Source organism: Halobaculum limi (assembly GCF_029490015.1).
GTDB lineage: Archaea > Halobacteriota > Halobacteria > Halobacteriales > Haloferacaceae > Halobaculum > Halobaculum limi.
Genome location: NZ_CP120468.1, coordinates 413,268 through 438,089 on the forward strand (window position 1 = coordinate 413,268; position 24,822 = coordinate 438,089).

Here is a 24,822-nt window from a genome sequence, read left to right on the forward strand (position 1 = left end):
GTCAGCCCTGTACTCTCACAGTCGCTCGTGGAGCGCACGCGCCGTCTGCTCACCGACACCAGGGATGTCGAGCAGGTCCGCCTCGCTGGCCGCCCGGACGTTCTCGACGGAGCCGAAGCGCCGGAGGAGTCGCCGCCGCGTCTCGGGACCGATTCCCGGCACGTCGTCGAGGACGGTCGAGACGTCGTCGCGGAGCGTCTGGTGGTACTGCACCGCGAAGCGGTGCGCCTCGTCGCGCACGCGCTGAAGCACGTGGAGATGGGGTGCGTCGTCGCCCCACCGGTGCACGCCGTCCGGTGTGACCACCAGTTCCTCCTCCTTCGCGAGTGCCACCGCCGGAACGCCCCAGCCGACCTCACGAAGCGCGTCACGAGCGGCACCGAGTTGGCCGTCGCCGCCGTCGATGAGCAACAGGTCCGGGTCGGGGCGGTCATCGCGCCCCTCGACGGCGCGTTCCGCCCGCCACCGAACCAACTCGCGCATATTCGCGTAGTCGTCGTTGCGGTCCGTGAGTTTCTTCCGGCGGTAGTCCGCCTTCTCGGCGCTCCCGTCGACGAAACACACGTCCGAACCGACGACCTGCTTGCCCTGCGCGTGGCTCACGTCGAATCCCTCGATGCGTTCGGGACGGTCGATACCGAGTGCGTCCGCCAGCGCCGCGAGTTCGTCCGTCCGGGTCGGGGCGCTGCGGGCGTTCTTCAGCGCGAGTTCGACCAGTTTCGCCTCCCGACCGGCACCGGGCACGCGGACGGCGACGCCCTCGGCTTCCAGCCACGCGAGGACGTCGTCGTCGGCCGGGCGCTCCGAGAGGAGGACCGCATCCGGCAACTCGCGTTCGGCGTAGTACTGGACGAGGAACGCGGCCAGCACCGCTGCGACGCGGTCTTCGCCCTCGGGCGCGTCCAGCGAGTGCCGCGAGCGGTCGACGAGTTGCCCACGCTCGCTGTGGAGACGGGCGACCACCGCCGAGTCGCCCTCGACGGCCGCACCGAGGACGTCGACCGCACGCTCGTCCGAGCGGTCGGAGACGGCCTCCTCGCCCGCGCCGTGGAACGACTCGACGACGTCGAGTCGGTCGCGGAGGTTCGCCGCTCGCTCGAACTCCTGAGCCTGTGCGGCCGCCTCCATCTCCCGGCGAAGGGGATCCGCGAGCGCCCCCGTCTCGCCTTCGAAAAACCGGATCGCGGATTCGACGTCATCGCGGTACGCCTCCGGCGCAATCTCGCCGGTACACGGCGCCGTACACAGTCCCATTTCGTAGTCGAGACACGGACGGTCGCGGTCGGCAAACTTGTGGTCTGAACAGCCGCGGAGGCCGTACGTCTCACGGATCGCTTTGATCACCGTCTCGACGCGGCCCTTGTCGGTGAACGGCCCGAACACCGTCGCACCCTCGGCTGGGTCGCGCGTCACTTCGATCCGTGGGACCGAGTGGTCGGTGAGTTGAACCAGCGGGTAGGATTTGTCGTCTTTGAGGCGGACGTTGAACCGAGGGTTGAGCCGCTTGATCAGGTTCGCCTCCAGCAACAGCGCCTGCGTCTCGGTGTCGGTGACCGCGAAGTCGATAGCGTCGGCACGGGCGACCATCCGCGAGACGCGTGCAGAGCGCGGGTCGGCGTACGACGGAACGCGGTCCCGGAGGTCGACCGCTTTCCCGACGTAGAGGACGGTATCGCCTTCGAGGAACTGGTAGATACCTGGCTCCCGTGGGAGATCGACCGCCCGCTCGCGCACCGCGCTCGCGTCCATCGAACCGTACTGGGCGCTCCGCGCGTTTGAGGCTGACGCGTGGCCGTGGCTCATTCGGCCGTCCAACTGGGCCGCCGTGTAGGAACGGTCGTCGTCCGGGCCGCCAGAGCAGACGCTGGCCGACGATTCGCGTCAACCGGGCGGGGATTATCAGATCCGAATATTGGTTGCAAAAACTTAATCGGAACACCACAAGCCGGTTACCCATGTCACTACTGGGGCGACTCCGCGCGTGGGTCACCGGAGAACGTGCTGATACCACCATTGCTGACGGCGGGGTCACCGTCCAGTCGAACGGCGACCCCGCGCCGGCCCCCGAGCAGTCGGCCGAGACCGCGGAGGAAGACGAACTGAACGTCGACGACGACCTGTTGCTCGACGGCATCGGGTCGCCGGTGTTTATGATCGACGCTGACGGCGAAATCATCGCGTGGAACTCCGCCATTGAAGAGTTGACCGGTGCGTCCGCAGACGAGGCAATCGGGCACGAACACGCGAGCGAGATGTTCTACCCCGACGGTCGGCGGGCGCAGACGCTCGCGGACAAGGTGCTCCAGTACCCGAACGCCGTCCACGAGGAGTTCGGCGTGACGTTGGAAGACGAGTCGAGTTGGCTCTACTCCGATACGAGCGTCATGACGGACCAGTACGGCGACGACCGCGATATCTACTTCACGGCGATGCCGCTGTACCAAGAGGGCGAACTGGTCGCCGTCGTCGAGACCGTTCAGGACCGCAGCGAACAGGTCCGCCGACAGGAAGCCGTCGAGAGCCTCGTGGACGAACTCGGCTCGACGATGGGTGCACTGATGGGCGGCGACCTCTCGGCACGTGCGGAGTTCACCGACGAGGACGACTGTATCGACGACCGCCTGCTGTCGGTCGTCGACGACCTCAACGAGATGGCCGACGCGTTCCAAGAGACGGCCGCCGGCGTCGATGAAGGGACCGCCCGACTGGAAGGCTCCGTCGAGGAGGCCGTCGACGCCGCCGAGGAGATTGCCGAGAACGTCGGCGAACAGAACGAACTGCTCACCGAGGGTGTCTCGGAGATGCAGACGTTCTCCGCGTCGATGGAGGAGGTCGCCGCGACCGCCGAAGAAGTCGACAGCGCGGCCGAACAGGCACGTGAGGCCGCGACCGAAGGACTCGACGCCAGCGAGGACGCTCGCGAGGCGACCGAGGAGGTCACCGAAATTGGCGAGGAACTCGTCGATTCGGTCACGAACCTCGGCGGCCGGATGGACGACATCGAGGCAGTCGTCGAGGTCATCTCCGACGTCGCAGAGCAGACGAACCTGCTGGCGCTCAACGCCAACATCGAGGCCGCCCGCGCGGGCAAAGACGGCGACGGCTTCGCCGTCGTCGCAGAGGAGGTGAAGACGCTCGCAGACGAGACTCGCCAGCACACCGAAGAGATCACGAGCAACATCGAAGAACTCCAGAATCAGACCGACTCGACGGTCGTCGCCGCCGAAGAGAGTCACGAACAGATCGACCACGCCGCCGACCAGATCGACGACGTGCTTGAGGCGTTCGAGGACATCGCCGCCTCCATCGACCAGGCGGCAGACGGCATCACCGAAGTCTCGCGTGCGACCGACGACCAGGCGGCGACCGTCGAGCAACTCACTGCGACCATCGAGGAGGTTCGCGAACGCTCCGAGGAGACCGAGACGGCCGCCGACCGCATCGTCGCTGCGACCGACGACCAAAGCGAGGCAATCACCGACCTCTCCGTCCGCGTGGCCGACCTCCGCGGTGAGAACGCCGAGAGCGCCGGCTTCCGCACCGACGGCGGTCGGTCGATGGCTCCGACGGACGACACCGAATTCCGGACCGATGGCGGCATCACTATCGACGCTGATCCGACCGACGGCGACGACGCCGACGACAGCGACGACGAGGGCGGTGTCACTATCGAACCCGCGGCGGAACCTGAAGTAGGAGCAGAAGCGGAAGCAGAATCGGTCGACGAGACGGCCACCGAAGACGCCGCCGACGACGAAGCAGGCGACGACTACGGTGGCTTCGAGTTCGGGAACTGAACAGTCCCCAGCGACCCAGTAGCCTTTCTCTCCCCCGACCGAACGGCGGGGTATGCGTCTTTGGCTCGTCGAACGCGAGTACGACACCAGACAGACCGTTACGCTCACCTACGCGACCGTCGACGGGGAGCGGTCGTACACCCGACAGGCGTCGATCGAACTCTTACAGCGAAACCCGGTCACCGCAGCCGTCGACCGCGACCGCGAGGACACCGCTGCCGTCGAGGACGCGTCGACGCGCGAGCGATACGCCGCCGAAGCAGAACGGATGGCCGCCGACCACGACCCCGACGAGGAGGTGTGAAGCCGCGAGCGACGCCGCTGGTAGGGTGAACCGAACGGACAGAAGAGACCACGCGCGAGCGTGGATAGATCAGCATCGAGGGCGGCGAGCCCCCGAGCCGATCAGCACCAGTTATCGAGCACCGGAGCGTCCCGCTCGCCGACCGAAATCCACGCGTCGTCTCGGCCGAGGTCGGCGATGACGAACTCCGCGGAACTCTCGTCGACCGACGCCATCACCTCACCGGGCTCGCACCCCGTGTGCCTCGTTGTCATATGCGTACCTCTCACATACTCACTGATAAACACGTCGGATCGATCCGACGACGTGATCGGAGTGCAGTGTAGCGGTTTAGAGAGCGATCGGAGCGGTACAGCGGTGCTCGCGGGTTCTGAGCGGCGACTGACGAGAACGGCGAAGGCGCTGGGCACGTCTCGTGGCAGTCGGCTCCACACCTTCGCATAATACAAGAGGCGTCGGGGCGCAAGACGGGATATGAACGTAGCCGACGCGATGACGCCACGAGCGGACCTAATTACGGTCTCGCTCCCAGGCAGCCGCGACGACGTCCTCACGTACCTCCAAGAGTACCGCTTCTCATCGGTTCCCGTCGTGAAAGGCGAGGACGACGACGAGGTGTACCGCGGCCTCGTCTCACGTGACGACCTCATCGAAAAGCCCGACGAAGACCAACTCGCGCTGTTGATGCACGAGACGCCGACGGTCACGCCGGAGACGAACCTCCGAGACGCCGCACAGGTGATGCTCACTGGTAACCGGCGGATTCCGGTCGTCGAGAACCACAACGACGACCGACTCGCGGGCATCATCACTGTCACTGATATCGTCGACGCCATCGCCCGCGAAGACGTCGACACCGACGCGACCTGCAGCGACATCGCCGGCACGGACATCAACACCGTCTACACGGGCACGCCGCTGACCGTCGCCGAACGCGAACTGTTCTTCGCGAACGTCCCGTACGCAATCGCACTCGACGACGACGGCGATATGGCGGGGATGCTCACCGAAGTCGACATCCTCGACGTCGCCCGCGTCGTCGAGGGCGAAGACGAGACTGGCGACTCCATCGCCGGGCAGGACGACGAGTGGAAGTGGGAGGGCATCAAAGGAGTCGGCAGTTCCTACGTCCCCACCCGAAACGTGGAGATTCCCGTCGAACCCGTCGCGCAGTTCATGACCGAGGACCTGATCACCGTCTCGCGTCGCCGCAGCGTCGTGGAGGCCGCCCAGAGTATGATCAGCAAGGACATCGAGCAGATTCCGCTGCTGGCGGGCGGCGAACTCGTCGGCATCGTGCGCGACGTGCACCTGCTGGAGGCGCTGTAGGATGGCGTCGCAGGAGGACCTCATCGAACTCGCGAAGCGCCGAGGCTTCTTCTTCGGCGCAAACGGCGCGTACGGCGGCGTCGCTGGCTTCTACACCTACGGTCCGAACGGCGCGGCCGTGAAGGACAACCTCGAGTCGGCGTGGCGCGACCGCTTCACCGTCCGCCAGGGCAACATGGAGATAGAAGCGCCGACGATTATGCCCGAGGCCGTGTTCGAGGCGTCGGGCCACCTCGACGGCTTCGACGACATGCTCGTCGAGTGCCCCGAGTGCGGCGAGTCCCACCGCGCGGACCACCTCATCGAGGACAACACCGGCATCGAGGAAGCCGAGTCGCTCCCCATCGCAGAGGTCGAGGAACTCATCCGCGAACACGACCTGCACTGTCCGTCGTGTGACGCACCGCTGGCGGGCGAACCCGTCGAGGACTTCAACCTCATGTTCGAGACGAGCATCGGTCCCGGCAGCGGTCAGCCCGGCTACATGCGCCCGGAGACGGCGCAGGGCATCTTCGTCGAGTTCCCACGCCTGAAGGAGTACGCCCGCAATCGCCTCCCGTTCGGCGTCACCCAGATCGGTCCCGCCTACCGCAACGAGATCAGTCCGCGGAAGGGCATCATCCGCGTCCGGGAGTTCACGCAGGCGGAACTGGAGACGTTCATCGACCCCGCAGAGGACGAACCGCCGCTCCACGAGGTCGAGGACGTGGAGGTCACGCTCTACCCGGCCGACGAACAGGAAGCCGAGGGCGGTGACGCGTACACCACGACCGTCGGCGAAGCGGTCGCGGAGGGCGTCATCGGCTCTGACTGGGTCGGCTACTACCTCGGCGTCGCCCAAGAGTGGTACGAGCGCATCGGCGTCGATATGGGTCGGTTCCGCTTCCGCCAACACCTCCCCGGCGAACTCGCGCACTACGCGGCCGACTGCTGGGACGCGGAATCGGAGGTCAGCGGCGACTGGATCGAGATCACCGGCTTCGCGTACCGCTCGGACTACGACCTGAGCAAGCACGCTGAACACTCCGGCGAGTCGTTCACCGTGTTCAAGCAGTACGACGAACCGAAGACGGTCGAGCGAGCGACGGTCGACCCCGATATGGCGACGCTCGGCCCCGAGTTCGGCGGCGACGCCGGCGCGGTCGCGGAGGCGTTGCAGACGCTCGCAGAGCGTGACCCCGACGCCTTCGACGCCGACGCGGTCGAGGTCGAGGTGGACGGCGAGACGGTCACCGTCGACAGCGACGTGGCGAACTTCTCCGTCGAAGAGGTGACCGAGAACGGCGAGCACATCACGCCGCACGTCGTCGAACCGTCGTTCGGTATCGACCGGATCGTCTACACCGTCCTCGAACACGCCTACCGCGAGGACGAGGTCGACGGCGAGGAGCGCACCTACCTCGCCTTGGATCCCGAGATGGCCGCGACCGACGCGGCGGTGTTCCCGCTCGTCTCCAACGACGACCGCCTGCTGGATCTGGCCGACGACGTGACCGCCGACCTGCGTGCGGCCGGCCTCGCCGTCGAGTACGACGACTCCGGGTCCATCGGTCGCCGCTACCGCCGACAGGACGAGGTCGGCACGCCGTTCTGCCTCACCGTCGACCGCGACGGTATCGAGGGCGACGGCCCCAACACCGTCACCGTCCGCGAACGCGACACCGCCCGACAGGTCCGGGTTCCGGTCGCCGAGGTGGCCGACGAGATTGCCGCCCTCCTCGACCCCGAGGACGACCACGCGTTCGACGCGCTAGCGGCAGCGTACGACGAACTCGAAACCGACGTGGAGACCGCGTAAGGTCGAATGGGGGAACTGAAGCGACGGGCGGTCCACGTCTCTGGGACGGGGTTTCCCGCCATCTACCTGCTCGGCCTCGTGACGTGGCGAGAACTGCAACTGCTCCTCGTCGCCGCGACGGTCGGCGTGTTCGTGTTGGAGTTCCTCCGCCTCGTCGTCGAGATCGACTGGGGCCCGCTGAACCGCGTGTACGACGAACTCACTCGTGAGTACGAAAGCGACAACGTCGCGGGCTACGCCCTGTTCATGGTCGGCGCGACGGCGGCGGCGCTGGCGTTCGCGCCGCCGTTCGGTCCCGCAGTCGTCGCCGTCGAACCGCCGTTGGCGGTACCCGCGATCCTGATGCTGTCTATCGGTGACCCCGTCTCGGGCATCCTCGGAAGCAACGACGCGACGACGGCGAAGGAGGTGGGCGTCCTCGCGGTGATGTTCCTCGTGTGTTTCGCGCTCGCCGTGCCGTTCACGACGCTGCATCTGGGTACAGTCGTCGGCGTCGTCGCCGCCGCCGCGGGCGCACTCGGCGCAACTATCGCCGACGGCGTGAAGCCGGTCGTCCGTGGCTACGTCATCGACGACAACCTCACGATTCCGCCCGCGGCGGGCGCGGCGATGACCGTGGTCGCGGTGCTGGCGGCGTGATCGGAACGGTCGACGCTCGCGACCGTCGGTTCACACTCGTTCGAGCGCCGTCTGGACGAGGGTAGCCTCTGCTTTTCGGAGGTGTTCGGCGGCGGTACTCGGCGCACACCCGAGGGCGTCGGCGACGTCGCGCTGACTCCCCTCACGCGGCAGTTCGTAGTACCCCACGGCAAGCGCCGCCTCGACCGCCTCACGCTGGCGCGAACTCAGCCGCCGCGCCGCCGGAGCGAGCGCCGTCAGGCCGCCGACGCGTTCGACGGTGACCTCGACCGGTGGACGGAGCGCTTCGACGAGTGACGCGACCGCGTCGCTCGGGCCGAACACCGAGAGTTCGACGCACCCGTCGCGCCGATAATGGACGGGCGGAACCACTACCAGTCCGGCGGCCGCGAGTGGGGCGAACAGGTCGCGAACAGTGTCGATCATCTCATCACGGATGTAGGCGTAGAAGGCGCTGTCGTCGACGGGTTCCAGCGCGTGGTCGACGACCGGCGTGACCGCCGCAACCGCCCGGTCGAAGGCGTCGATGTCCCCCTCGACGTAGTGGAGAATCCCAAGCGAATCGCCGGTCAGGTTCCACTGTAACGCCGTCGCACGCTCGACGAACGATGCACCGGTGAGGATCCCGTACATCGGGTGGATCGCCGACTCGGCCCCGCCAGCGGTGAGCGACAGTCGCGCGTGTTTCATTCGGTCGACAGTTTGCTGCGGCACTCATAAAGATCCCGAGCAGTTCCGGCAGGAAGCACTTCGAGACGCGGCCGAGACGAGACGTATGGACCGCGTCCTCCTCACCGGCGCGACAGGTACGCTCGGTCGACAACTGCGTCCACGACTGCTCGACGCCGGCTATCGCGTGACCGCGACGAGTCGGACTCCAGACGAGGTCAACACGGCGGGTGCACCGAGCGACCAGATCGAGTGGACGACGATGGATCTACGGAGCGGTGACGGGATCACGACCGCGCTCGCCGACGTGGACAGCGTGATCCACACGGCGACCGCCCCGAGGGGCGACACGGAGGCGGTCGACGTGGCAGGAACCAAACGACTGCTGGCGGCAGCAGACGACACGGGAGTCGACCGGGTGTGGTACGTGTCGATAGTCGGCATCGACGCGATCCCGTACTCGTACTACCAGCACAAACTCGCGGCAGAACAGGCCGTAGCGGCGAGCGACGTGCCGTCGACCATCGTCCGGTCGACACAGTTTCACACGTTCCTCGACGGTCTCTTCAGCGGTCTCTCGCGCCTCCCGGTGTGGCCGCTACCGACAGGAGTTCCGCTACAACCCATCGCCGCTGCCGACCTCGCCGACGTGATCGTCGAGCATCTCGAAGGTGAAACAGCCGACAGACTCCCGCCGGTTGGTGGACCAGTAGTACAGACTGTCGGCTCACTGGCGAAGACGTACCGCGAACAGCGTGACCTCTGGAGACCGATCGTTCCCGTACCAGTGCCCGGATCGACCGCCGCCGCCTTTCGCGCCGGGCACGCCACGTGTCCCGAGCACGTCGTGGGGACGGAGACGTGGCCGGAGTGGCTGGAGAGGGAGTACGGCGACCGGCGGCACGCGTGGGGCGAGTCGACTTCGGTCTCGTGAGTGTCGCCCTCTTATCGCAGTACCGCGACGTACGTCACCACGAACACGACGAGGCCGTAGCCCGCGACCGTGCGGAGCGTGAACGTCGCCAAGTCGAGATACGACAGTCCCCACACGAGGACGGACGCGAACGCCGCCGAGAGGACGAGGTTCATCACGAACAACACGCGCGGGTCGCCGTCGGAGGCCATACGACCGTCTGTGGGGACCACCTACTTGGGTTTCGCGGTCGTACACCGGGTATGCGTCTCCGGAACCGCGAGGGCGACCCCGTCGACCCGGTTCCGTTCCTCGTCGTCGTCGGCTTCGCGTTCCTCCTCGTCTACTCCACGGGGCCGCTGTATCTGATGGCGCTGTTCAGCGTCGACGTGGTGACAGCGCTGGCGGGGTCGAGCGTCGTCTTCGTCGTGACGACGGTCGCAGCGTACTATCGGTTCGTCAGGCAAGACCGCGCGGACCTGCGCGGCGAGACGCCAGTGGACTGGCGCTACCGTCGCCTGTGGTACGGCGGCATCGCGTTCGCTCTCCTGCTGGTGTTGTTGATGCTCCCGTTCGCGGAGTGGTGACCGGTGGCGCGTGCCCGGAGTCCCCCGGGCTTTTGTCACCCGGCCGCAGACGGCGAGTATGCGCGAGGTCGAAGCCGAACGATTCGTCCGCGAGACGCCGGCGGCGTTGCGGCGACTGCTCTCACCAGCGACACTCGTCGAGTACGAGGGGAGTTTCGCCGCACGAGCGACCAGAGACGCGAGCGACGACAGCGACGCGGAGACGGTCGTCACCGTCGCCGGCGGCGGCCTGGAGTTCGACCTCCGATTCACGGAGACGGCCGACGGGTGGCGCTACGAACAGGCGGACGACCGCGGCCCATTCGAGTCGATGGAGACGACCGTGACCGTCGAACAGGTCGACGATGGGAGTCGCGTCCGCGCCGTCTCGCGCGTCTCACTGGGCCTGCCGGTGCCGTTCGCCGACCGCGTTGCGGGGTGGAAGCGCCGCGGCGAACTCCGCCGCCTCCTCGACGCCATCGCCGACTCCTGACGCGAGCGACACCGCCAGCGGTCCGAACGGACGGTCGTGTGTCCGCGGCGGGAACCCGCGCCGGTGTTTATGTGAGGGCGGTCGAGACGCGGCGTATGGGACTGTTGGGCACGATCACGGAAACGCTGAAAGCCTCGACGGAGTCGCCGAATCGCGGCGGCGGCACCGAGGAATCGGCGGGCGCGTACTGGTGTCACGACTGCGACGAGCGGCTGCTAGACCTCGACGTCGAGGGCGAGGGGCCACCGTCGTGCCCCGACTGCGGCGACGAGATGGAGTTCGAGCGGTCGCCCGGGTCGACTGGGTGCGCCTGCTGACGGCGACCGGCGACTACGACAGCGAGACGACCGCTGCTTCTTCGTTCACCTCCGACGCCACCGGGAACCACTCGGCTGGGTCGACCTCGATGCCGTCCGCCAGTTCGGCATCCGTGAGCAGGCAGTCGTCGAGTCGCTGGCGGATCGCCGGTTCGTCGAGGTCGACGCCGATGACGACCAGTTCTGTGTGGCGGTCGCCCCACTCGTCGTGCCAGTCGGCGTCGTCGCCGCGGTTCGCGCGATATAACTCACGGTCCGACTCGTCCATCGCCGCGACCCACGGACCGACCGCCTCCACTCGAACCGAGGGGCCGGCCTGACTGTGCTGGAGTCGCTGGTCGACGGCGGCGACGTGCAGCGTCCCCTTCGACCGGACGACCGACTCGGGGAGGTCCGAGAGGAATCCGACGAGACGTTCCGGGTGGAACGGGCGGCGTGCGCGGTAGACGAACGATGAGACGCCGTACACCTCGTCGGGGTGGGCGTGGTCGTGCGCATCGTGGTCGTGGTCGTCGTGGCCCTCGTGGTCGTGGCCGTGCGCATCGTGCGCGTCGTCGCTGTCGCGGTCACGATTCCGATACAGGTCGACGTCGAGAATTCGGTCGAGCGGCGCGGCAGAGTGTTCGGTTCGCACCGTCTCGACGCCAGGACGGAGCGCACGGACGAGTTCCTCCGCTTCCGCGATCTCGGCGTCGTCACACAGGTCCGCTTTGTTCAACAGCACGACGTCGGCACTCTCGACCTGTTCGACCAGTAGGTCTGAGAGGGGGCGTGCGGCGTCGTCGTCGGCGTCGCCCCGGCGTTCGGGCGTCTCCTCGCCGGCGAACGCGTCGATGAACTGCGGCGTGTCGAGGACGGTCACGACCGCGTCCATCCGGTAGCGGGCGGAGGCGGGACCGGTGGTGAACTGGCTGGCGACCGGGCCAGGTTCGCTGATGCCGGAGGGTTCGACGACGAGGTGGTCGAACTCCTTGCCGTCCGCGAGTTGGACGACCGCGCGTTCGAGGTCGTCGCGCAGTTCACAGCAGATACAGCCATTGGACAGTTCCGCGACGCCGACCGCGGGGAGGTCGTCGCTGGACAGGAGGTCGTAGTCGACGTTCACCGAACCCACGTCGTTGACGAGGACGGCGATATCCCGGTCGCCGGCGTTCGATAGGAGGTGGTTCACGAGCGTCGTCTTTCCCGCGCCGAGACTCCCCGAGAGCACCGTCACGGGGATGGCGTCGGTGTCGGTCGATCCGGGGCCGCCGCCGAGTCCGCGTCCGGGCGTCATTGTCTCCACCTGTGCAGGTGTGGTACTTGTGCTCGTTGGTCGCAGCCGTGCGCCGCCGACGCCCGAGCGCCGGCGAGGGATACGCTTAACCACGCCACCGAGACACACACGGCCAATGAGCGACCGACCGGACGACGACCGCGCCGCGACCGACGGCGGCGACACGGACGAGGAGTCCACCCTCGCCGACCGTATCGACCGCTTCCTCGACGTGCTTCGAGAGTGGGGTGCGGGCCTGTACCACGGCCTCATCTCCCACCCGGCGTTCGAGAAAGTCGAGAAGGAGGCCGAAGACCAGGAGGACTCGTTTATGCTCGCGTGCTTCCCCGACGCCTTCGGCATCCCCTCGCCCGTCTCCTACTACACGGCCGAACTGCTCCCGTACCTCGAGTCGGAGTTCGAGGCGTGGGAGCGCCGGATGTGGAACCGCGGATCGATGCTCGAACGAAAGGGCGAACAGTACCACTTCTGACTCAGACAACAATGGAGAAATTCGTGTTCTTCGGCGGGAAAGGCGGTGTCGGCAAGACGACGATGTCGGCGGCGTACGCGGTGAAATGCGCCGACGCGGGACTGGACACCCTCGTCGTGTCGACGGACCCGGCCCACTCCACGTCGGACGTGTTCGACCAGCAACTGGGCGACGAACCGCAGGCAGTCGACGGCCGCGACGGCCTGTGGGCGATGGAGATCGACCCCGACGAGGAGGTGCAACACCACCTGATGGAGACGAAGCGGGCACTCGGCGACCAGGTGAGCGCCGCCCTCGTCAACGAGATCGACCGGCAGATCGAGATGGCCCACCAGACGCCCGGCGCGTACGAGGCGGCGCTGTTCGACCGCTTCGTCGACGTGATGCAGTCGAGCGAGGCGTTCGACCGCGTTGTGTTCGACACCTCGCCCACCGGCGGGACCCTGCGACTCCTCGGGCTTCCCGACTTCCTCGAAGGGTGGATCGACCGCCTGCGGCGCAAACGCGAGAAGTCCATCGACCTGTTCGAGAAGGCCGCCATCGGCAAGAACGAACCGCGCCGCGTGATGGAGGGCGACCCGATCCTCGCCCGCTTGCAGGAGCGCAAGGAGTTCTTCGAGTACGCCGGCGACACCCTGCGCAACCACGCGGCGTTCTTCCTCGTCGTCAACCCCGACGAGTTGTCCGTCCGAGAGACTCGCCGCGCGGCCGACGGCCTCACCGACCGTGGTCTCTCGGTCCGGGGACTCGCCGTGAACCGCCTGACGCCGTCACCGGACGACGACGAGAACGGCCGCGGAGCGCGCTACCTCCGCGACCGCGTCGAGACCGAACGGGCACACCTCCAGACCCTCCGCGAGGAGTTCGACCAACCCGTCGTCGCAGAGATACAGACGCGCGTCTCCGAGGTGAAAGGCGACTTCCTCACCGAGGTCGCCGGCGAACTCGACGTGGAGACTGCGCCACCGACGGACCTACCCAAAACCGAGTGAATTACCGGCGCGCGGGACCGGTCGAGAGCGCGCGCGAGCCAACCACAAAGTACTCAAGAACGGATTTAGGTTCATTTCGCCGCCGAAGTGATACCAAGATGAGAGAAATCCGCCGTTGAACGGCGTCAGCGACGGGTTGTGGCCGGCTAGATAGGACAGGAAACCTAATGTTTTTATATTCACTGCACACACGCCTGCGATGAGGTAACACATATGGTGGCAGTAATGTGGCTGGTGCTCGCGGTACTCGTGCTCTTCAGCGCGGGCTACCTCGGGTACTCCCGGTATCTCGCTCAGTTCGTCGAACTCGACGGGGACCGTGAGACGCCAGCGCACAAGTACGAAGACGGGCAGGAGTACGTTCCGGCGAAGAAGCCGGTGCTCCTTGGGCATCACTATTCGAGCATCGCGGGCGGCGCACCCATCGTCGGGCCCATCACGGCAGGCGTCGTGTGGGGCTGGGTTCCGGCGCTGTTGTGGATCGCCATCGGCAACCCCCTGATGGGGTCGGTCCACGACTTCGTCTCGCTGTCGTCGTCGCTTCGCCACGAGGGGAAGTCGATCGGCTACATCATCGGCGAGTACGTCGGCGACCGCGGGAAGAATATGCTGTTGTGGTTCGCGTTCCTCACCATCATCCTGGTGGTGGCGGTGTTCGCCCTCGTAGTGGCCATCGTCTTCGACGCGTTCCCGAGTGCGGCGACCGCGTCGTTCCTGTACATCGCGCTGGCACTGGCGTTCGGGTTCTACCTGTACCAACTCGACGGACCGTTCATCCCGGGAACCGTCGCGTTCGTGGCGGGTGTCTTCGCCAGCGTCTGGGTCGGCATCCAGTACCCGCTCGCCGTCGCACCCGGGTCGTTCGACGCGACGAACGCTGCCGGGTCCAGCGTCGCGGTGCTGACCGGCGGTATCGGCTTCTTGCCGACGATTATCAACGCGAACATCTCGGCGTGGATTCCGGTCGTGATGGTGTACGCGTTCATCGCGTCGGTCATCCCGGTGTGGATGCTGCTCCAGCCGCGTGACTACCTGTCGTCGTTCCTGCTGTACGCAGGTGTCGGCGGCGCGCTCGTGGCGATCATCGTCGGGACCGTGCTGGGGACGTCCTCTCAGCCGCTCGTCATCGACTCGAGCATCCCGGCGTTCCGCGGGTTTATGGGCGGCGAGTACGGCCTCCCGCTGTTCCCGCTGCTGTTCGTGACTATCGCGTGCGGAACCATCTCCGGATTCCACTCGCTGGTCTCCTCGGGGACGACCGCGAAACAACTGAACAAGGAGACGGACGCACGCGCAATCGGCTACGGCGGCATGCTCGGTGAGGGACTGCTGGCGACGGTCGCGCTGTCGACGCTCGGCGTCGCCGGCATCACCGTCTCCGGCGGCGGTATCGGACAGGCGCTGCCCAACTTCGCCACCGGTGGCGGCGTCATCCTGACCTCGTTCGGCATCCCGGCTGCCTACGGTGCGCCGTTCATGGCGCTCGTGCTGGTGAGTTTCCTGCTCACCTCCACGGACACGGCCGTTCGGCTTGGCCGGTACATGATGGACGAGATCGTCGGCACGCCCGAGACGACCGTCGAGGAGACCGCCTCGAACCGCTACGTCTCTGCGGGCCTCCAAGTCGTCGGCGGGTACGTCCTCGTCTCCTCCGGCACGTGGTCGAGCCTCTGGCCGCTGTTCGGCGGCGCGAACCAGTTGCTCGCCGCGATGGCGCTGCTCACCGCGACGGTGTGGCTCGCCAACTGGGACGACTCCAAGCAACTCATCTCGACGGGTGTCCCGATGGCGCTGATGACTGCGGTGACGGTCGTCGCGCTGTTGTATCTCGCACTGTATCAGAACTTCTACCAGAAGTTCGTCCAGGGCAACTGGGGCGTCGAGGGCACGGTCGGCTTCGCCACGCAGGCGTCGACGGCCGTCCAGATCGTGATCGCACTCGTGTTGGTGTACCTAGCTGTGTCACTGGCGATGATCGGCTATCGGAACATCCAGGACGCACGCGGGTCGGCGAGTGGCGCTGTCGCCACCGACGGCGGGCGGACGTCCGACGACGACTGACGCACGGCGACAACGGCGGCGGTCGCAGGGCAGACCGCCGCACGATTGCGGTTTCCTTCTTTCGGAGCCCGTTCGGGAGCGATGCGTGCGTGACGGCGCCGGACGGAGCGTACTACGCCGGTGACACGCCACGGTCGGCGTCGCGCCTTCGACACACGCCGCGAGCGACGACGTGGATGCGAGCGCGTCTACTGAACAGACGGTGTCGACAAAAACCGATACGACGGGTCGGATCTCGGGTACCAGGTCCCTACCCATGGTTGGCCGCGATCCAACGGCGGCCGCCTCCCGCATCCCGTGGCCGCCGGTACTCGGACTGCTCGCTTGGAGTACTAAACGGTTCCCCGACGCGAATCAGCCCTGAGAACTCGTCAGGGAGACGTTGCGTTCGGCGTCAGCCGAGAGGCGAATGAGGCGACTGTGTGAGCCGACTCCGTGCAACGGTCGGTACCTACAGTCGACTGTCGCTCCGGGCGTCGGCGTACTACTCCACCACCACCAGACCCGAATCTGCCGTCGGCGCCAGCCGACGCCGCCACCGAACCGACCGACTGGCGTCGAGCGTCAGATCGCGAGGATGTTGCTGACGAGGTACTTGGTGAAGATGGCGACGGCGGACCCGAGCCACGTCATCAGCACGAAGTGGAGGTACGCGTTCGCCTTGTTGCCGCCGTCGATGGTGCGGATCATCACCGACGAGAGGACGGCGTTGAACAGGATGACGAGGAGCAACAGGAACTCGATGAGCGCGATGTCGTAGACGCCGGCGTAGATGATCTTGCCGACGCCGCCGGCGTTGGTGATGTTGAACTGCTGGGACAGATCCGCGAGGATGCTGACGACCTGGAGGCCGATGAAGAAGGCGAACGCCGACGCGGAGGTGATCCCGTACAGGAGGCCGATCATCGTCGTCGTCGCCTGCTGGCGCTGTTCGCGCAGTTGGAGGACGGTGTTCATATTCTGAGAGATGAGTTCGCCAAGCAGTTTCGGGCGGCCACCCATCGAGCGGCCTTCGAGGTACATGTCGGAGAACTTCTGGACGAGGTACGAGCGCGTGTCCGTCGCGAACGTGTACCACGCCTCCTCGGAACTGATCCGGATGTTGAGGCGGCGGTACAGGCGGGTGATCGACGGCGTGAGCGCGCCGAAGTCCTTCTTGTGGAGCGTCTTGAGCACGTCGCCCGTAGTCGACTGCTTCGCGGACTCGGCGGCCCCCAGCGCCCGGATGAACGAGGGGAACTCACCGTCACGTTCCTGGATGTTGCGCTCCTCCAGTCGGAGCATCACGCCCGTAATCGCCATCGGCGAGATGGGGACGCAGATGTACATCGCCAGCGGGATGTCCGTCAGGAAGAACAGCAGGCCCCGGAGGCCCGGGCCGATACCGAACAGGCCCGCGCCGACGAACACGACTAGGACGGCGGTGCCGACGACGCCGACGGTGAAACTGAGCCACAGGCGGAAGTCCGAGGGTGCGCCCTGTTCGGAGTGGAACCAGACGGGGTCGTGCGGCGACATCGCCCGGATGACGACGTAGAAGCCCAACTGCACCAGCATGAACAAGACGATGACCGCAGAGACGGTGAGCGTGGGGTTGTCGCCGGTGAGGATGGGGAGGACGATGGCGAACACCAGCGCGAACGTCATCGAGAGGATCATCGACATGTACAGGTCCTTCATGACCTCGAGGTTCGCGAGTGCCCCCTCGTACACCGTGATGTAGTTCTGGATGACGGCGTCCTGCTCCGAAAGGAGGAACTCGTCGAGCGACTGCCCCGCCCCGATGGTGTAGCCGAGGCGGTCGAAGAAGTCCGAGAACACGTCCGAGGGGACGTCTTTCGCCCGGCGACGGAGGGCGTCGTCGAGCGACTGGTTCCACGTGTCGACGAGGTGGACGACCCGCCCGAGTTCGTCGGCGGCGGCGCCGTACTCCTCTTCGCTGGCGAGCGTGCGGAACACCTCCATCCGGTCGATGTTCGTCGTCGACAGCACCGTCATGTGCGTCATCACGAGGTGGAGTTGGTTCTCGATGGCGACCTGCCGGCCGTTGAGGTACAGTTTGGGGTAGAAGATGGCCGCCCCGAACACGAGCGCTCCGAGCAACGGAATTGGGAGGCGAACCGTCAGCGGCAGCGGAAGCAGCACCGCCCCCACCAGCGTCAAGAGGAGGAACAGCGACGCTGGGAGCAGGATGTAGCCGACGTACTTCCGCTTCGACATCTCCAGCGCGTCGTACGACTCCAGCAGGTCCGCGACTAACTCTGAGGCGGAGTCCGGGAAGAAGTCCGACGACGACGCGCTGTTTGCACTCATTCGTGGCGGTCAGGTCGCGCGGTGCATATCGAACGGAAGCCCGTCGACGCCGTCGCGCTGGAAGGAGGTGATGGCCTCGTTGACCTCGTGGTAGCCGAGGATGCCCTCTTGGATCATCCGCTCGATGAGTTCCGCCCGGAAACTCAGGTCGTCGTAGATGTCGCGGGTGTCGGCGTACCCCAGCAGCGTCGCGATCTGTTCTTCGAGCACGTAGGAGTTGTTGCGGCCGCGGAAGACGATCTCGTCTTCCACGGGGTCCCAGTCGAACACCTGTCGGGTGACGACGCCGTCCATCTCCTTGGAGTACCCCTCGATCTCTTGGACCGAGGTGACCCGGCGAAGCACCTTATCGCCCTGCTTGACGCGGTTCTGGAACAGCGCCACGTCGGCAACGTCCATGAACGTCTCGGGAACGTTGATCGGTTCGGAGGTGAACCGCTGGATCATCGAGACGATGTCGGACGCGTGGAACGTCAGCATCACGGGGTGGCCCGTCTGGGCCGCCTGGAACGCCATCCGCCCCTCCGCCCCACGAACCTCCCCCACGATGATGTAGTCGGGGCGCGAGCGGAGGGCCGCGGCGACGAGGTCGAACATGTCCACGTCGTTGGAGTCGCCGCCGTCGCCCTCGCGGGTGAGCAGTTGCTGCCACGTACTGTGTGGCGGAACGACCTCGGCGGTGTCCTCTGCGGTGTATATCTTCGAGTCGCGAGGGATGTACGAGAGGATGGCGTTGAGCGTCGTCGTCTTCCCGGACGCCGTCTCGCCGACGACGAACACCGTCTGTTCGTTCTCCAGACACAGCCAGAGATACGCCGCCAGTTCCGGGCTGAGCGTCCCCCAGTTCGTGATCTGGTTGATCGACAGCGGCGTCTCCTCGCCCTGGCGGATGGTGAGCGAGGAGCCCTTGATGGAGACGTCGTCGGAGTAGATGATGTTGATACGCGACCCGTCCGGCAGCGTCGAGTCAACGATGGGGTTGGAGTCGGAGACGGGGTCGCCCATCCGCTCGCCCATGTTGCGTAGCCAGTTGTCGAACTCCCGTGGCGTGCCGAAGTCGACGGTCGTCTCCAGCATCCCGAAGACGCCGTGGTCGACGTGACACTCCTTGGGTCCGATAACGTGAATGTCCTCGTTCTCCGGGTCGCGCATCACCGGCTCCAGCGGCCCGAATCCGACGATGTCGCGGTTGAGCCGGTAGCGGATGTTGTCGTACGTCTGTTTCGACACCTCGATGCGCCCGAAATTCCGCACCTTCGAGAGGACGTTGCTGCCGCCCTGTTCTTCGGTGACGGCCGTGACCTCCTCCAGCAACTCCTCGATGAGGTCGTCGTATCCCGACTCCTCGTCGGGTGCTGGCTTGTGCCCGCTCTGCCGGAGCAGTTTCGACTTCACCGAGTCGAGCACCTGTTCTTCGGCCCCCGACAGCGTCGGCTCGACGGTGTAGTACTTCGTGTCCTGGCCGAAGTCGCCGTACACGTGGCAGTAGATGGGGCCGCCGACCGGGTAGATGACGTTCGGCCGCCGTGCCTCGTGTTCGCCCTCGATGTCTTCGACGAACATCGGGAACTCGCCGGTGATCTGCTTGAACTTCTGCAGGTGCTCCCGGAGGTGGGGGCGCTTCATCGCCAACTGCTTCAGTTCGCTCGATGGATTGGCCTGTCCTTGATCCGTCATCGGTCACACCTCCACGCTGGCACGGCCAGCGTGTGTCGTCGAACCGCGAGACGATACCGACCCCTGACTCCCGGCAGAGGTAGTACGCATTACCAGTACGCACCTGCGAACGACCCATAAAGTCTCCCCGCGAACTATCACATCCGATAACAGACTCGAGGGCGCGGCGGCGACGACGGGCGCGGCGTCGTGTTACGCGACGCTGCGCGACTCGATGACGATGCCAGTACCAGAGCGCACCGAGAAGCCGATGGAGTCACCGACTTGACTCCCCATCCCAGCGAACCGCTTGACGGCGATGTTGCGGCGCACGTCGGAGCCGACTTCGACCATCTGGAGTTCGAGGAACACGTCGGCGATGGAGCGGAACGGGCCGATAGCGTCGTCGCCGACCGCCGAGGGGTCGACGGTGAGGACGATGACCTTCCCGCTGGAGATCATGTCCCGGAAAAAGGATATGATCTCCAGTGCGGCCTGTCGCTCGTCGTTGTTTCGGACGAGCGCCTCGAAGGTGGGGTCGTTACGGAGGATGGAGTCGAACGTGTCGATGATGATCACGTCGGAGTTCCACATCACCTCCGCCTCCATCAGGCGCTTGAGCAGTTCCATCCGGTCGGCGTCCTGTTCGGAGAAGTTGCCGCCGGAGTCGAAGTCCGCCGCGAGGAAGAGGAGTTCCTCGTTGAGCAACGGCTTCGTCACGTCGTACCCCAGCGAGTACATCTGATCGATGAACCCCGAGACCGTCAGCTCCGTCGACAGGAGCGTGACGCTCGCGCCCTCGTCGACGAGGCCGTACGAGAAGCGCTGTGACAGTGCCGACTTCCCGGCCCCGTAGTCCCCCTCCAAGAGGACGATAGAGCCGCGGGGGATCCCCCCGCCAATCTCTTTGTTCAGTTGGTCGCGCTCGGGCAGTCCGATCGACAGCAGCGTGTTCTGTTGTGCTCGTGACATCGTGTTAGGTCCTGAAGCGGAACACTTCCTCGTCGCCGCGGACGACCAGCTTCAGGCGGTGGTCGCCGCTCGGCAGGTCCGGCGCGGAGAACTCGACGCGAACCACGTCGCCGCGGTCCCACATCTCGCCGCCGTCGACGGGGGTGACAGTGACGTCGGTTCGGTAGGCACCGTCGAGGATGACGTCGACGGCCCCCGGATCCGCCGGGAGATCCGATGCACCCGTGTTACGGACGTGGATGGTGACGTTCTCGTTGCCCGACCGATTGTACACGCTCGCGCCGGCGTCGGAGATTATCTCCGTGTCCGCACGGATCTCTCCGGCGACGTCGAGCGACTTCGCAGAGATGGCGTCGCTGACGCGGTCCACCTCGCTAGTGAGGGTGCCCGCGACCGACGCCGCGATGACGATGGCTGCGATGAACAGGATGAGTTCGGCGGCGCTCCCACCCGCCATCTCAGTTCACCACCACCGTCGACGCGTCGCGGACGCCGTGGTCGACGACGACCTGTGCCCGGCCCGGTTCCGGCGTCAGGGACACTTCGAACTGCGCGGTCTCGCCGGGGACCCACACGTCGGTCGTGTCGTTGCCGGCGACGGTCACGACCGGGTCGGTGACGTTGTTGTCGGCCAACAGCGTCGTGTCGCTCACGTCGAGCGTCGTCGTGCCGTCGTTGGTGGCGTTCACCACGAGCGTCGAGTTCCCGGAGTAGTACGTCGCGTTGTGGACGACGACGGCCGTGTTCGCGCGGTCAAGCGCGCGGTCGGCGGCGTCGTGACGCGCGTCGGTGACCTGTTCGAACCCGTTCGCGACGGCGGGGTACGCGACGCCGACCGCGAGGAAGACGCCGAGGAAAACGACACCGGCGGAGGCACTAACGCTGAGGCCCATGCATGCCCCCCGAGAGCTGTGGCCACCGGTCGATGACGACCGATTCGGCCGTGGCGTCGGTCAACTGCATGATGTACTTGAGCGAGCGCGTGTGATGATCCAGGTCGAGGTGGTCGGTGCCGGGGCGATCCATCAGGTTGCGGTCGATGTCGCCAAAGCCCGAGAGGAAGCCCTTCAACTGGTCGGCGACCTCGGCGTCGATCCAGTCGACGCGCTCGTAGTAGTTGATAGCGCGGACCGCGTCGGTCGTGGTCGACTCCTCGACGAGGAACTCCAACCACTCCATCACCATCAGGTCGCCCACGTAGTCGCCCGGCAGGCTGGTGAGGTACGGCTTGTCTGGTTCTTCCGAGAGGTCGTCTTCCTCGACGAACTCGAAGCCACCGTCGTCGTCCACGCCCTCCGAGCGTCGACTCGGGTCGGTCGGGCCGGCCGTCGACTCCGGTTCGGGGTCATCGTCGAAGCCGAGGTCGCCCGCCTCGTCGTGACCGTTGGCCTCCGGGTCGGCGTCGAGGGCGTCGAGTGGGTCGTCGGCCGCCTCTGCTTCGCCGTCGTCCCAGTCGGCGTCGCCGGACTCGTACTCGTCTTTCAGTTCACTGAAACTCTTCCCGCCGCCGTTGTCAGTCGCCATGGTGTCAGTATCGGTGTCATCCGCGTCGTCATCCTCGAAGCCGTCGAGGTCGTCGTCGAACGCTTCTTCCTCGTCCATCTCGTCGAATCCGTCGTCGAGGTCGTCGTCAAGACCGTCGAGGCCGTCGAGGTCGTCCATCTCGTCGTCCTCGTCGTCGAAGCCCTCGTCTGCCAGATCCTCGTCGAAGAACCCCTCGGCGTCGGCGCTCGCGAGGTCGTCGTCGAGGTCTTCTTCGGCTTCCTCCTCGCCGCCGGCGTCGTCGAACAGGCCGAAGCCGCCGGCGTCACCGCCGAGGTCGCCGCTGGCCTGTACGTCGTCGACGAAGGGGTTGATCCCCCGCGTGACCATCTCGTAGATGTCGAGGAGGCTCCGGACGTCTTCCCCCATATCCTCGACCTTGCCGGAGATCTCCTCGTTCTCCGACCGGACGGTGTTGACCGTCGACGAGAGGCTCGCGACCTCGTTTTCGAGGTCGTCGACCCGCTTCTCGAGTTCGGCGACGCCGTCGTCACCGCCGCCGTCGTCGCCACCGAAGGGGTCGTCGTCGTCCCAGTCGTCCATTCCTCCGAGGTCGCCGAGGTCGTCGTCGCCGCCTCCGCCGCCGCCGAAGGCACCGTCGTCGCCACCGAGCAGATCGTCGTCGCCGTCGTCGACGTCCCCGGGTCCGTCGTCGCCGTCGCGGAAGCGATCGAGCAGGCTGGCGCCCAGGAGACCGAACGAGACCAGCAGTCCCGTTTCCATCCCCGGGGCCCATCCGATGCCCGCTCCCGATAGTGCGGTGAGGAGACCCATTACCGCGATACACCTCCGAACGAACCATAAAGCCTCCCCGCGGATTATCGCGGGCGATAACAGTTGCCTGCGAACGACGCCGACAGCGGCGAGACTGACGCTGGCTACGACAGCGCTGCGACCGCTCAGCCGCCGGAAACAGCGAAAAACGACTCAAACGAGTATGGCTCGAACGGGCCAGTCGGGCGGTGACGTTACAGAACCGTCGTCTCGCCACCCGCGTACGAGACGGAGAGCGCACCAGTGTCGGTGTCGAACCGGAGCGAACGGCCCCGACTCCCGCCGGTGTCGCTGTCGACGATCTGAATCTGCCGGTTGGCGAGGGCCGCTTCCGCGGCGTCGACGTTGCGCGCGCCGACCGAGTCGGTGTCGGATCCCATGTCGAACTCGATCATCTCGGCGGCACCCGCGAGTTTCGCGCGGAGTTCGGTCGGGTCGGCCCCCGCGTCGTCGAGGTCGCCGACGAGGGTGTCGATTCCCTCGACGACGTACTTCTGGTCGAGGCCGCCGCGCCCTTCGGCGGCGGGAAGCATCGCGTGGAGCAGTCCACCGACGCCGGTCGTTGGGTCGTACAGTGCGATTCCGAGACAAGATCCGAGTCCGCTGGTGACGAGCGTCTCGCCGTCGGTGGCGACGCCCGCGTCCGAGAGGCCGACTTTCCGACGAGTGGCCGGCGTGTCGGAGGTGGAGAACGCACTCGACCCCGCCGTCGGCGAGTCGGACGGACTCACTGCGCCCTCACCGGGGGAGGCCGCCGTCGGTCGCAGCGGGTTCGATGCGGTCCAACGCCGCCGCCAACTCGCGCTGGTCGGGCAGCGCGTAGATGTCACACCGGACGTTGCCGTCGGGCGTACGGACCGTCGAGTCGATGATGAACGCGTGGTCTTGCGTCTGCCCGAGTCGGCTGACGAGCGGACTCATCACCGCCGATCCCATGTCGTGGACGAACTGCGGCGGCGTGTGTTCGATGCTCGTCCCGAGGACGTTCGCCCACCCGTCGATGAACCCCGAGGTCATAATGTTGCCCAGTTCCCGGAGCGCTCCCTTCTCCATATCGCCGATTCCGGGTTCGGTCTCGGTGGGAATCATCCCTCCGGCGACTTCCTCGGCCGACGCCTCGTCGAAGAGAATAGCGAGGTAGCCGCTCGGGTCGCCGTGGAGTTCGAAGACCGTCCCGGCGACTGTCTCCTTACCTAGTTCCGACGGGACGTCCTGTACGGGGACGAACCGGAGCCGCGACACCTCGACGTCGGTCTCGGTGCCCGTCATCATCGTGATGTTGTCGGCCGCCGACGAGGCACCCTCCTTCGTCATCCGGTTGAACGCCGGCAGTTTGTTCACCGGGACGGCGTCGCCCGCCTCGCCGACGGGACCGTCGTGGCCGAGCATATCCGTGAAGCCGGCGTACTCGGGGAGCATGTAGATGGTGAACTCCAGATCCTCGTCCATCGAGGACACCTGCGACTCGAACATAAACACGCCCTTGCGGTCGTCGTCGAACGCGCCGTCCGGGAGGATGTCCGTCCCCGACGCGCGGACGTACGCTGGCGGAGTCATATCGATGCCGACGCCGAGGTGGTTCGCCCACCCGTCGATGAACCCCGAGGTCATGATGTTGCCCGCCTCGGTGACGCCGCTTCGGACGAACTCACCGTCGCCGCCGCCGGGGATGAGTCGGTTCACGAGGTTGCGAGCGGCGTCCAACTCGAACGCCATCACGGTCTCTCCGGCGATTCCACCCTCCAGTCCGATCTCGACGCCGACGAACTCCCGTCCCGCGAACGCCTCCCGCAGGTCGCCCGCGGCCATCAGCGTCACGTCGGTGACGTCGACGTACACGTTCGCGTCCGCCAGTTGTCCGAGTGCGTCGGCCGCACGGTCGGCACCTTGGCTCGCGAGATCAGAGAACTCCCCCAGCGACTGGATATCGACGTACATC

Annotated in this window: 25 protein-coding genes; 12 read left to right on the forward strand and 13 right to left on the reverse strand. The window is 66.2% G+C overall.

The genetic code is table 11. The features are described 5' to 3' along the window. Positions 1 to 15 precede the first annotated feature (15 nt). Positions 16 to 1,749: an excinuclease ABC subunit C gene (locus P0D77_RS02075; RefSeq protein ID WP_277554496.1), complete on the reverse strand. Its 1,734-nt coding sequence runs from the start codon at positions 1,747 to 1,749 to the stop codon at positions 16 to 18. Between the two features lie 206 nt (positions 1,750 to 1,955). Between P0D77_RS02075 and P0D77_RS02080 the strand changes: the two genes are divergently transcribed. Together P0D77_RS02080 and P0D77_RS02085 are read left to right on the forward strand one after the other, a co-directional pair. Further along, positions 1,956 to 3,797, forward strand: coding sequence for a methyl-accepting chemotaxis protein (locus P0D77_RS02080; protein WP_277554497.1), 1,842 nt, complete (start codon positions 1,956 to 1,958; stop codon positions 3,795 to 3,797). A gap of 52 nt (positions 3,798 to 3,849) precedes the next feature. After that, a complete protein-coding gene (locus P0D77_RS02085; protein WP_277554499.1) occupies positions 3,850 to 4,101 on the forward strand; it encodes a DUF7967 family protein in 252 nt (83 codons plus the stop codon). Positions 4,102 to 4,202: 101 nt separating this feature from the next. Here P0D77_RS02085 and P0D77_RS02090 read toward each other — a convergent pair whose 3' ends face one another. Then, positions 4,203 to 4,355 (reverse strand): DUF7556 family protein, encoded by a 153-nt coding sequence (locus P0D77_RS02090; protein ID WP_277554500.1) that lies wholly within the window; start codon positions 4,353 to 4,355, stop codon positions 4,203 to 4,205. Positions 4,356 to 4,575: 220 nt separating this feature from the next. Here P0D77_RS02090 and P0D77_RS02095 point away from each other — a divergent pair, with 220 nt between their 5' ends. Genes P0D77_RS02095 through P0D77_RS02105 form a run of 3 tightly spaced genes read left to right on the forward strand, consistent with a single transcriptional unit; the run spans position 4,576 to position 7,867 of the window. Next, positions 4,576 to 5,430: a CBS domain-containing protein gene (locus P0D77_RS02095; RefSeq protein WP_277554501.1), complete on the forward strand. Its 855-nt coding sequence runs from the start codon at positions 4,576 to 4,578 to the stop codon at positions 5,428 to 5,430. Between the two features lies 1 nt (position 5,431). Then, the gene (gene glyS, locus P0D77_RS02100; protein WP_277554502.1) at positions 5,432 to 7,228 is read left to right on the forward strand and encodes a glycine--tRNA ligase; all 1,797 of its coding nucleotides are present in this window, start codon (positions 5,432 to 5,434) and stop codon (positions 7,226 to 7,228) included. A 6-nt stretch (positions 7,229 to 7,234) separates the two neighbouring features. Then, positions 7,235 to 7,867: a diacylglycerol/polyprenol kinase family protein gene (locus P0D77_RS02105; RefSeq protein ID WP_277554503.1), complete on the forward strand. Its 633-nt coding sequence runs from the start codon at positions 7,235 to 7,237 to the stop codon at positions 7,865 to 7,867. Positions 7,868 to 7,897: 30 nt separating this feature from the next. Here the strand turns inward: P0D77_RS02105 and P0D77_RS02110 are convergent, their stop codons facing one another. Next, entirely contained in the window at positions 7,898 to 8,557 is a 660-nt protein-coding gene (locus P0D77_RS02110; protein WP_277554504.1) for a helix-turn-helix domain-containing protein, read from the reverse strand. 85 nt (positions 8,558 to 8,642) lie between these two features. Here P0D77_RS02110 and P0D77_RS02115 point away from each other — a divergent pair, with 85 nt between their 5' ends. Continuing rightward, positions 8,643 to 9,470 carry an SDR family oxidoreductase gene (locus tag P0D77_RS02115; protein ID WP_277554505.1) on the forward strand — a complete coding sequence of 276 codons (828 nt, stop codon included), beginning with the start codon at positions 8,643 to 8,645 and terminating at the stop codon, positions 9,468 to 9,470. A gap of 11 nt (positions 9,471 to 9,481) precedes the next feature. Here the strand turns inward: P0D77_RS02115 and P0D77_RS02120 are convergent, their stop codons facing one another. Beyond that, positions 9,482 to 9,661: a DUF8107 family protein gene (locus P0D77_RS02120; protein ID WP_277554506.1), complete on the reverse strand. Its 180-nt coding sequence runs from the start codon at positions 9,659 to 9,661 to the stop codon at positions 9,482 to 9,484. Between the two features lie 51 nt (positions 9,662 to 9,712). On the opposite strand from P0D77_RS02120, the gene P0D77_RS02125 reads away from it, so the two are divergent. The 3 genes from P0D77_RS02125 to P0D77_RS02135 all read left to right on the forward strand — a co-directional run bounded on the left by P0D77_RS02125 (position 9,713) and on the right by P0D77_RS02135 (position 10,825). Further along, entirely contained in the window at positions 9,713 to 10,036 is a 324-nt protein-coding gene (locus P0D77_RS02125) for a hypothetical protein (protein WP_277554507.1), read from the forward strand. 58 nt (positions 10,037 to 10,094) lie between these two features. Further along, on the forward strand, positions 10,095 to 10,508 hold the full coding sequence (locus tag P0D77_RS02130) for an SRPBCC family protein (RefSeq protein ID WP_277554508.1): 414 nt from the start codon (positions 10,095 to 10,097) through the stop codon (positions 10,506 to 10,508). Between the two features lie 95 nt (positions 10,509 to 10,603). After that, positions 10,604 to 10,825 carry a hypothetical protein gene (locus P0D77_RS02135; RefSeq protein WP_277554509.1) on the forward strand — a complete coding sequence of 74 codons (222 nt, stop codon included), beginning with the start codon at positions 10,604 to 10,606 and terminating at the stop codon, positions 10,823 to 10,825. A gap of 13 nt (positions 10,826 to 10,838) precedes the next feature. On the opposite strand, the gene P0D77_RS02140 is transcribed toward P0D77_RS02135, so the two are convergent. Then, a complete protein-coding gene (locus tag P0D77_RS02140) occupies positions 10,839 to 12,101 on the reverse strand; it encodes a CobW family GTP-binding protein (RefSeq protein WP_277554510.1) in 1,263 nt (420 codons plus the stop codon). A 115-nt stretch (positions 12,102 to 12,216) separates the two neighbouring features. Here P0D77_RS02140 and P0D77_RS02145 point away from each other — a divergent pair, with 115 nt between their 5' ends. The 3 genes from P0D77_RS02145 (at position 12,217) to P0D77_RS02155 (ending at position 15,626) form a co-directional block, all read left to right on the forward strand. Further along, complete coding sequence (locus P0D77_RS02145; protein WP_277554511.1) at positions 12,217 to 12,573, forward strand: DUF7990 family protein; 357 nt, start codon at positions 12,217 to 12,219, stop codon at positions 12,571 to 12,573. A gap of 11 nt (positions 12,574 to 12,584) precedes the next feature. Further along, positions 12,585 to 13,565 (forward strand): ArsA family ATPase, encoded by a 981-nt coding sequence (locus P0D77_RS02150; RefSeq protein WP_277554512.1) that lies wholly within the window; start codon positions 12,585 to 12,587, stop codon positions 13,563 to 13,565. 213 nt (positions 13,566 to 13,778) lie between these two features. Continuing rightward, complete coding sequence (locus P0D77_RS02155; RefSeq protein ID WP_277554514.1) at positions 13,779 to 15,626, forward strand: carbon starvation CstA family protein; 1,848 nt, start codon at positions 13,779 to 13,781, stop codon at positions 15,624 to 15,626. 564 nt (positions 15,627 to 16,190) lie between these two features. On the opposite strand, the gene arlJ is transcribed toward P0D77_RS02155, so the two are convergent. From arlJ to P0D77_RS02195, 8 genes are all read right to left on the reverse strand, one after another. Next, a complete protein-coding gene (arlJ, locus tag P0D77_RS02160) occupies positions 16,191 to 17,939 on the reverse strand; it encodes an archaellar assembly protein ArlJ/FlaJ (RefSeq protein WP_277554515.1) in 1,749 nt (582 codons plus the stop codon). A 9-nt stretch (positions 17,940 to 17,948) separates the two neighbouring features. Continuing rightward, a complete protein-coding gene (gene flaI, locus P0D77_RS02165) occupies positions 17,949 to 19,616 on the reverse strand; it encodes an archaellum flagellar ATPase motor FlaI (protein ID WP_277554516.1) in 1,668 nt (555 codons plus the stop codon). Between the two features lie 192 nt (positions 19,617 to 19,808). Continuing rightward, positions 19,809 to 20,567 carry an archaellum protein ArlH gene (gene arlH / locus P0D77_RS02170; protein ID WP_277554518.1) on the reverse strand — a complete coding sequence of 253 codons (759 nt, stop codon included), beginning with the start codon at positions 20,565 to 20,567 and terminating at the stop codon, positions 19,809 to 19,811. Between the two features lie 4 nt (positions 20,568 to 20,571). Then, positions 20,572 to 21,024, reverse strand: coding sequence for an archaellum stator protein ArlG (gene arlG, locus P0D77_RS02175; protein WP_277554519.1), 453 nt, complete (start codon positions 21,022 to 21,024; stop codon positions 20,572 to 20,574). Between the two features lies 1 nt (position 21,025). Then, complete coding sequence (gene arlF, locus P0D77_RS02180; protein ID WP_277554520.1) at positions 21,026 to 21,460, reverse strand: archaellum stator protein ArlF; 435 nt, start codon at positions 21,458 to 21,460, stop codon at positions 21,026 to 21,028. Next, on the reverse strand, positions 21,444 to 22,883 hold the full coding sequence (locus P0D77_RS02185) for a FlaD/FlaE family flagellar protein (protein WP_277554521.1): 1,440 nt from the start codon (positions 22,881 to 22,883) through the stop codon (positions 21,444 to 21,446). Before P0D77_RS02185 ends, arlF begins: the two co-directional genes overlap by 17 nt. Before the next feature lie 194 nt (positions 22,884 to 23,077). Next, the gene (locus P0D77_RS02190) at positions 23,078 to 23,614 is read right to left on the reverse strand and encodes a chemotaxis protein CheD (protein ID WP_277554522.1); all 537 of its coding nucleotides are present in this window, start codon (positions 23,612 to 23,614) and stop codon (positions 23,078 to 23,080) included. Between the two features lie 7 nt (positions 23,615 to 23,621). After that, positions 23,622 to 24,821, reverse strand: coding sequence for a chemotaxis protein CheC (locus P0D77_RS02195; protein WP_277554523.1), 1,200 nt, complete (start codon positions 24,819 to 24,821; stop codon positions 23,622 to 23,624). Position 24,822: the final 1 nt, after the last annotated feature.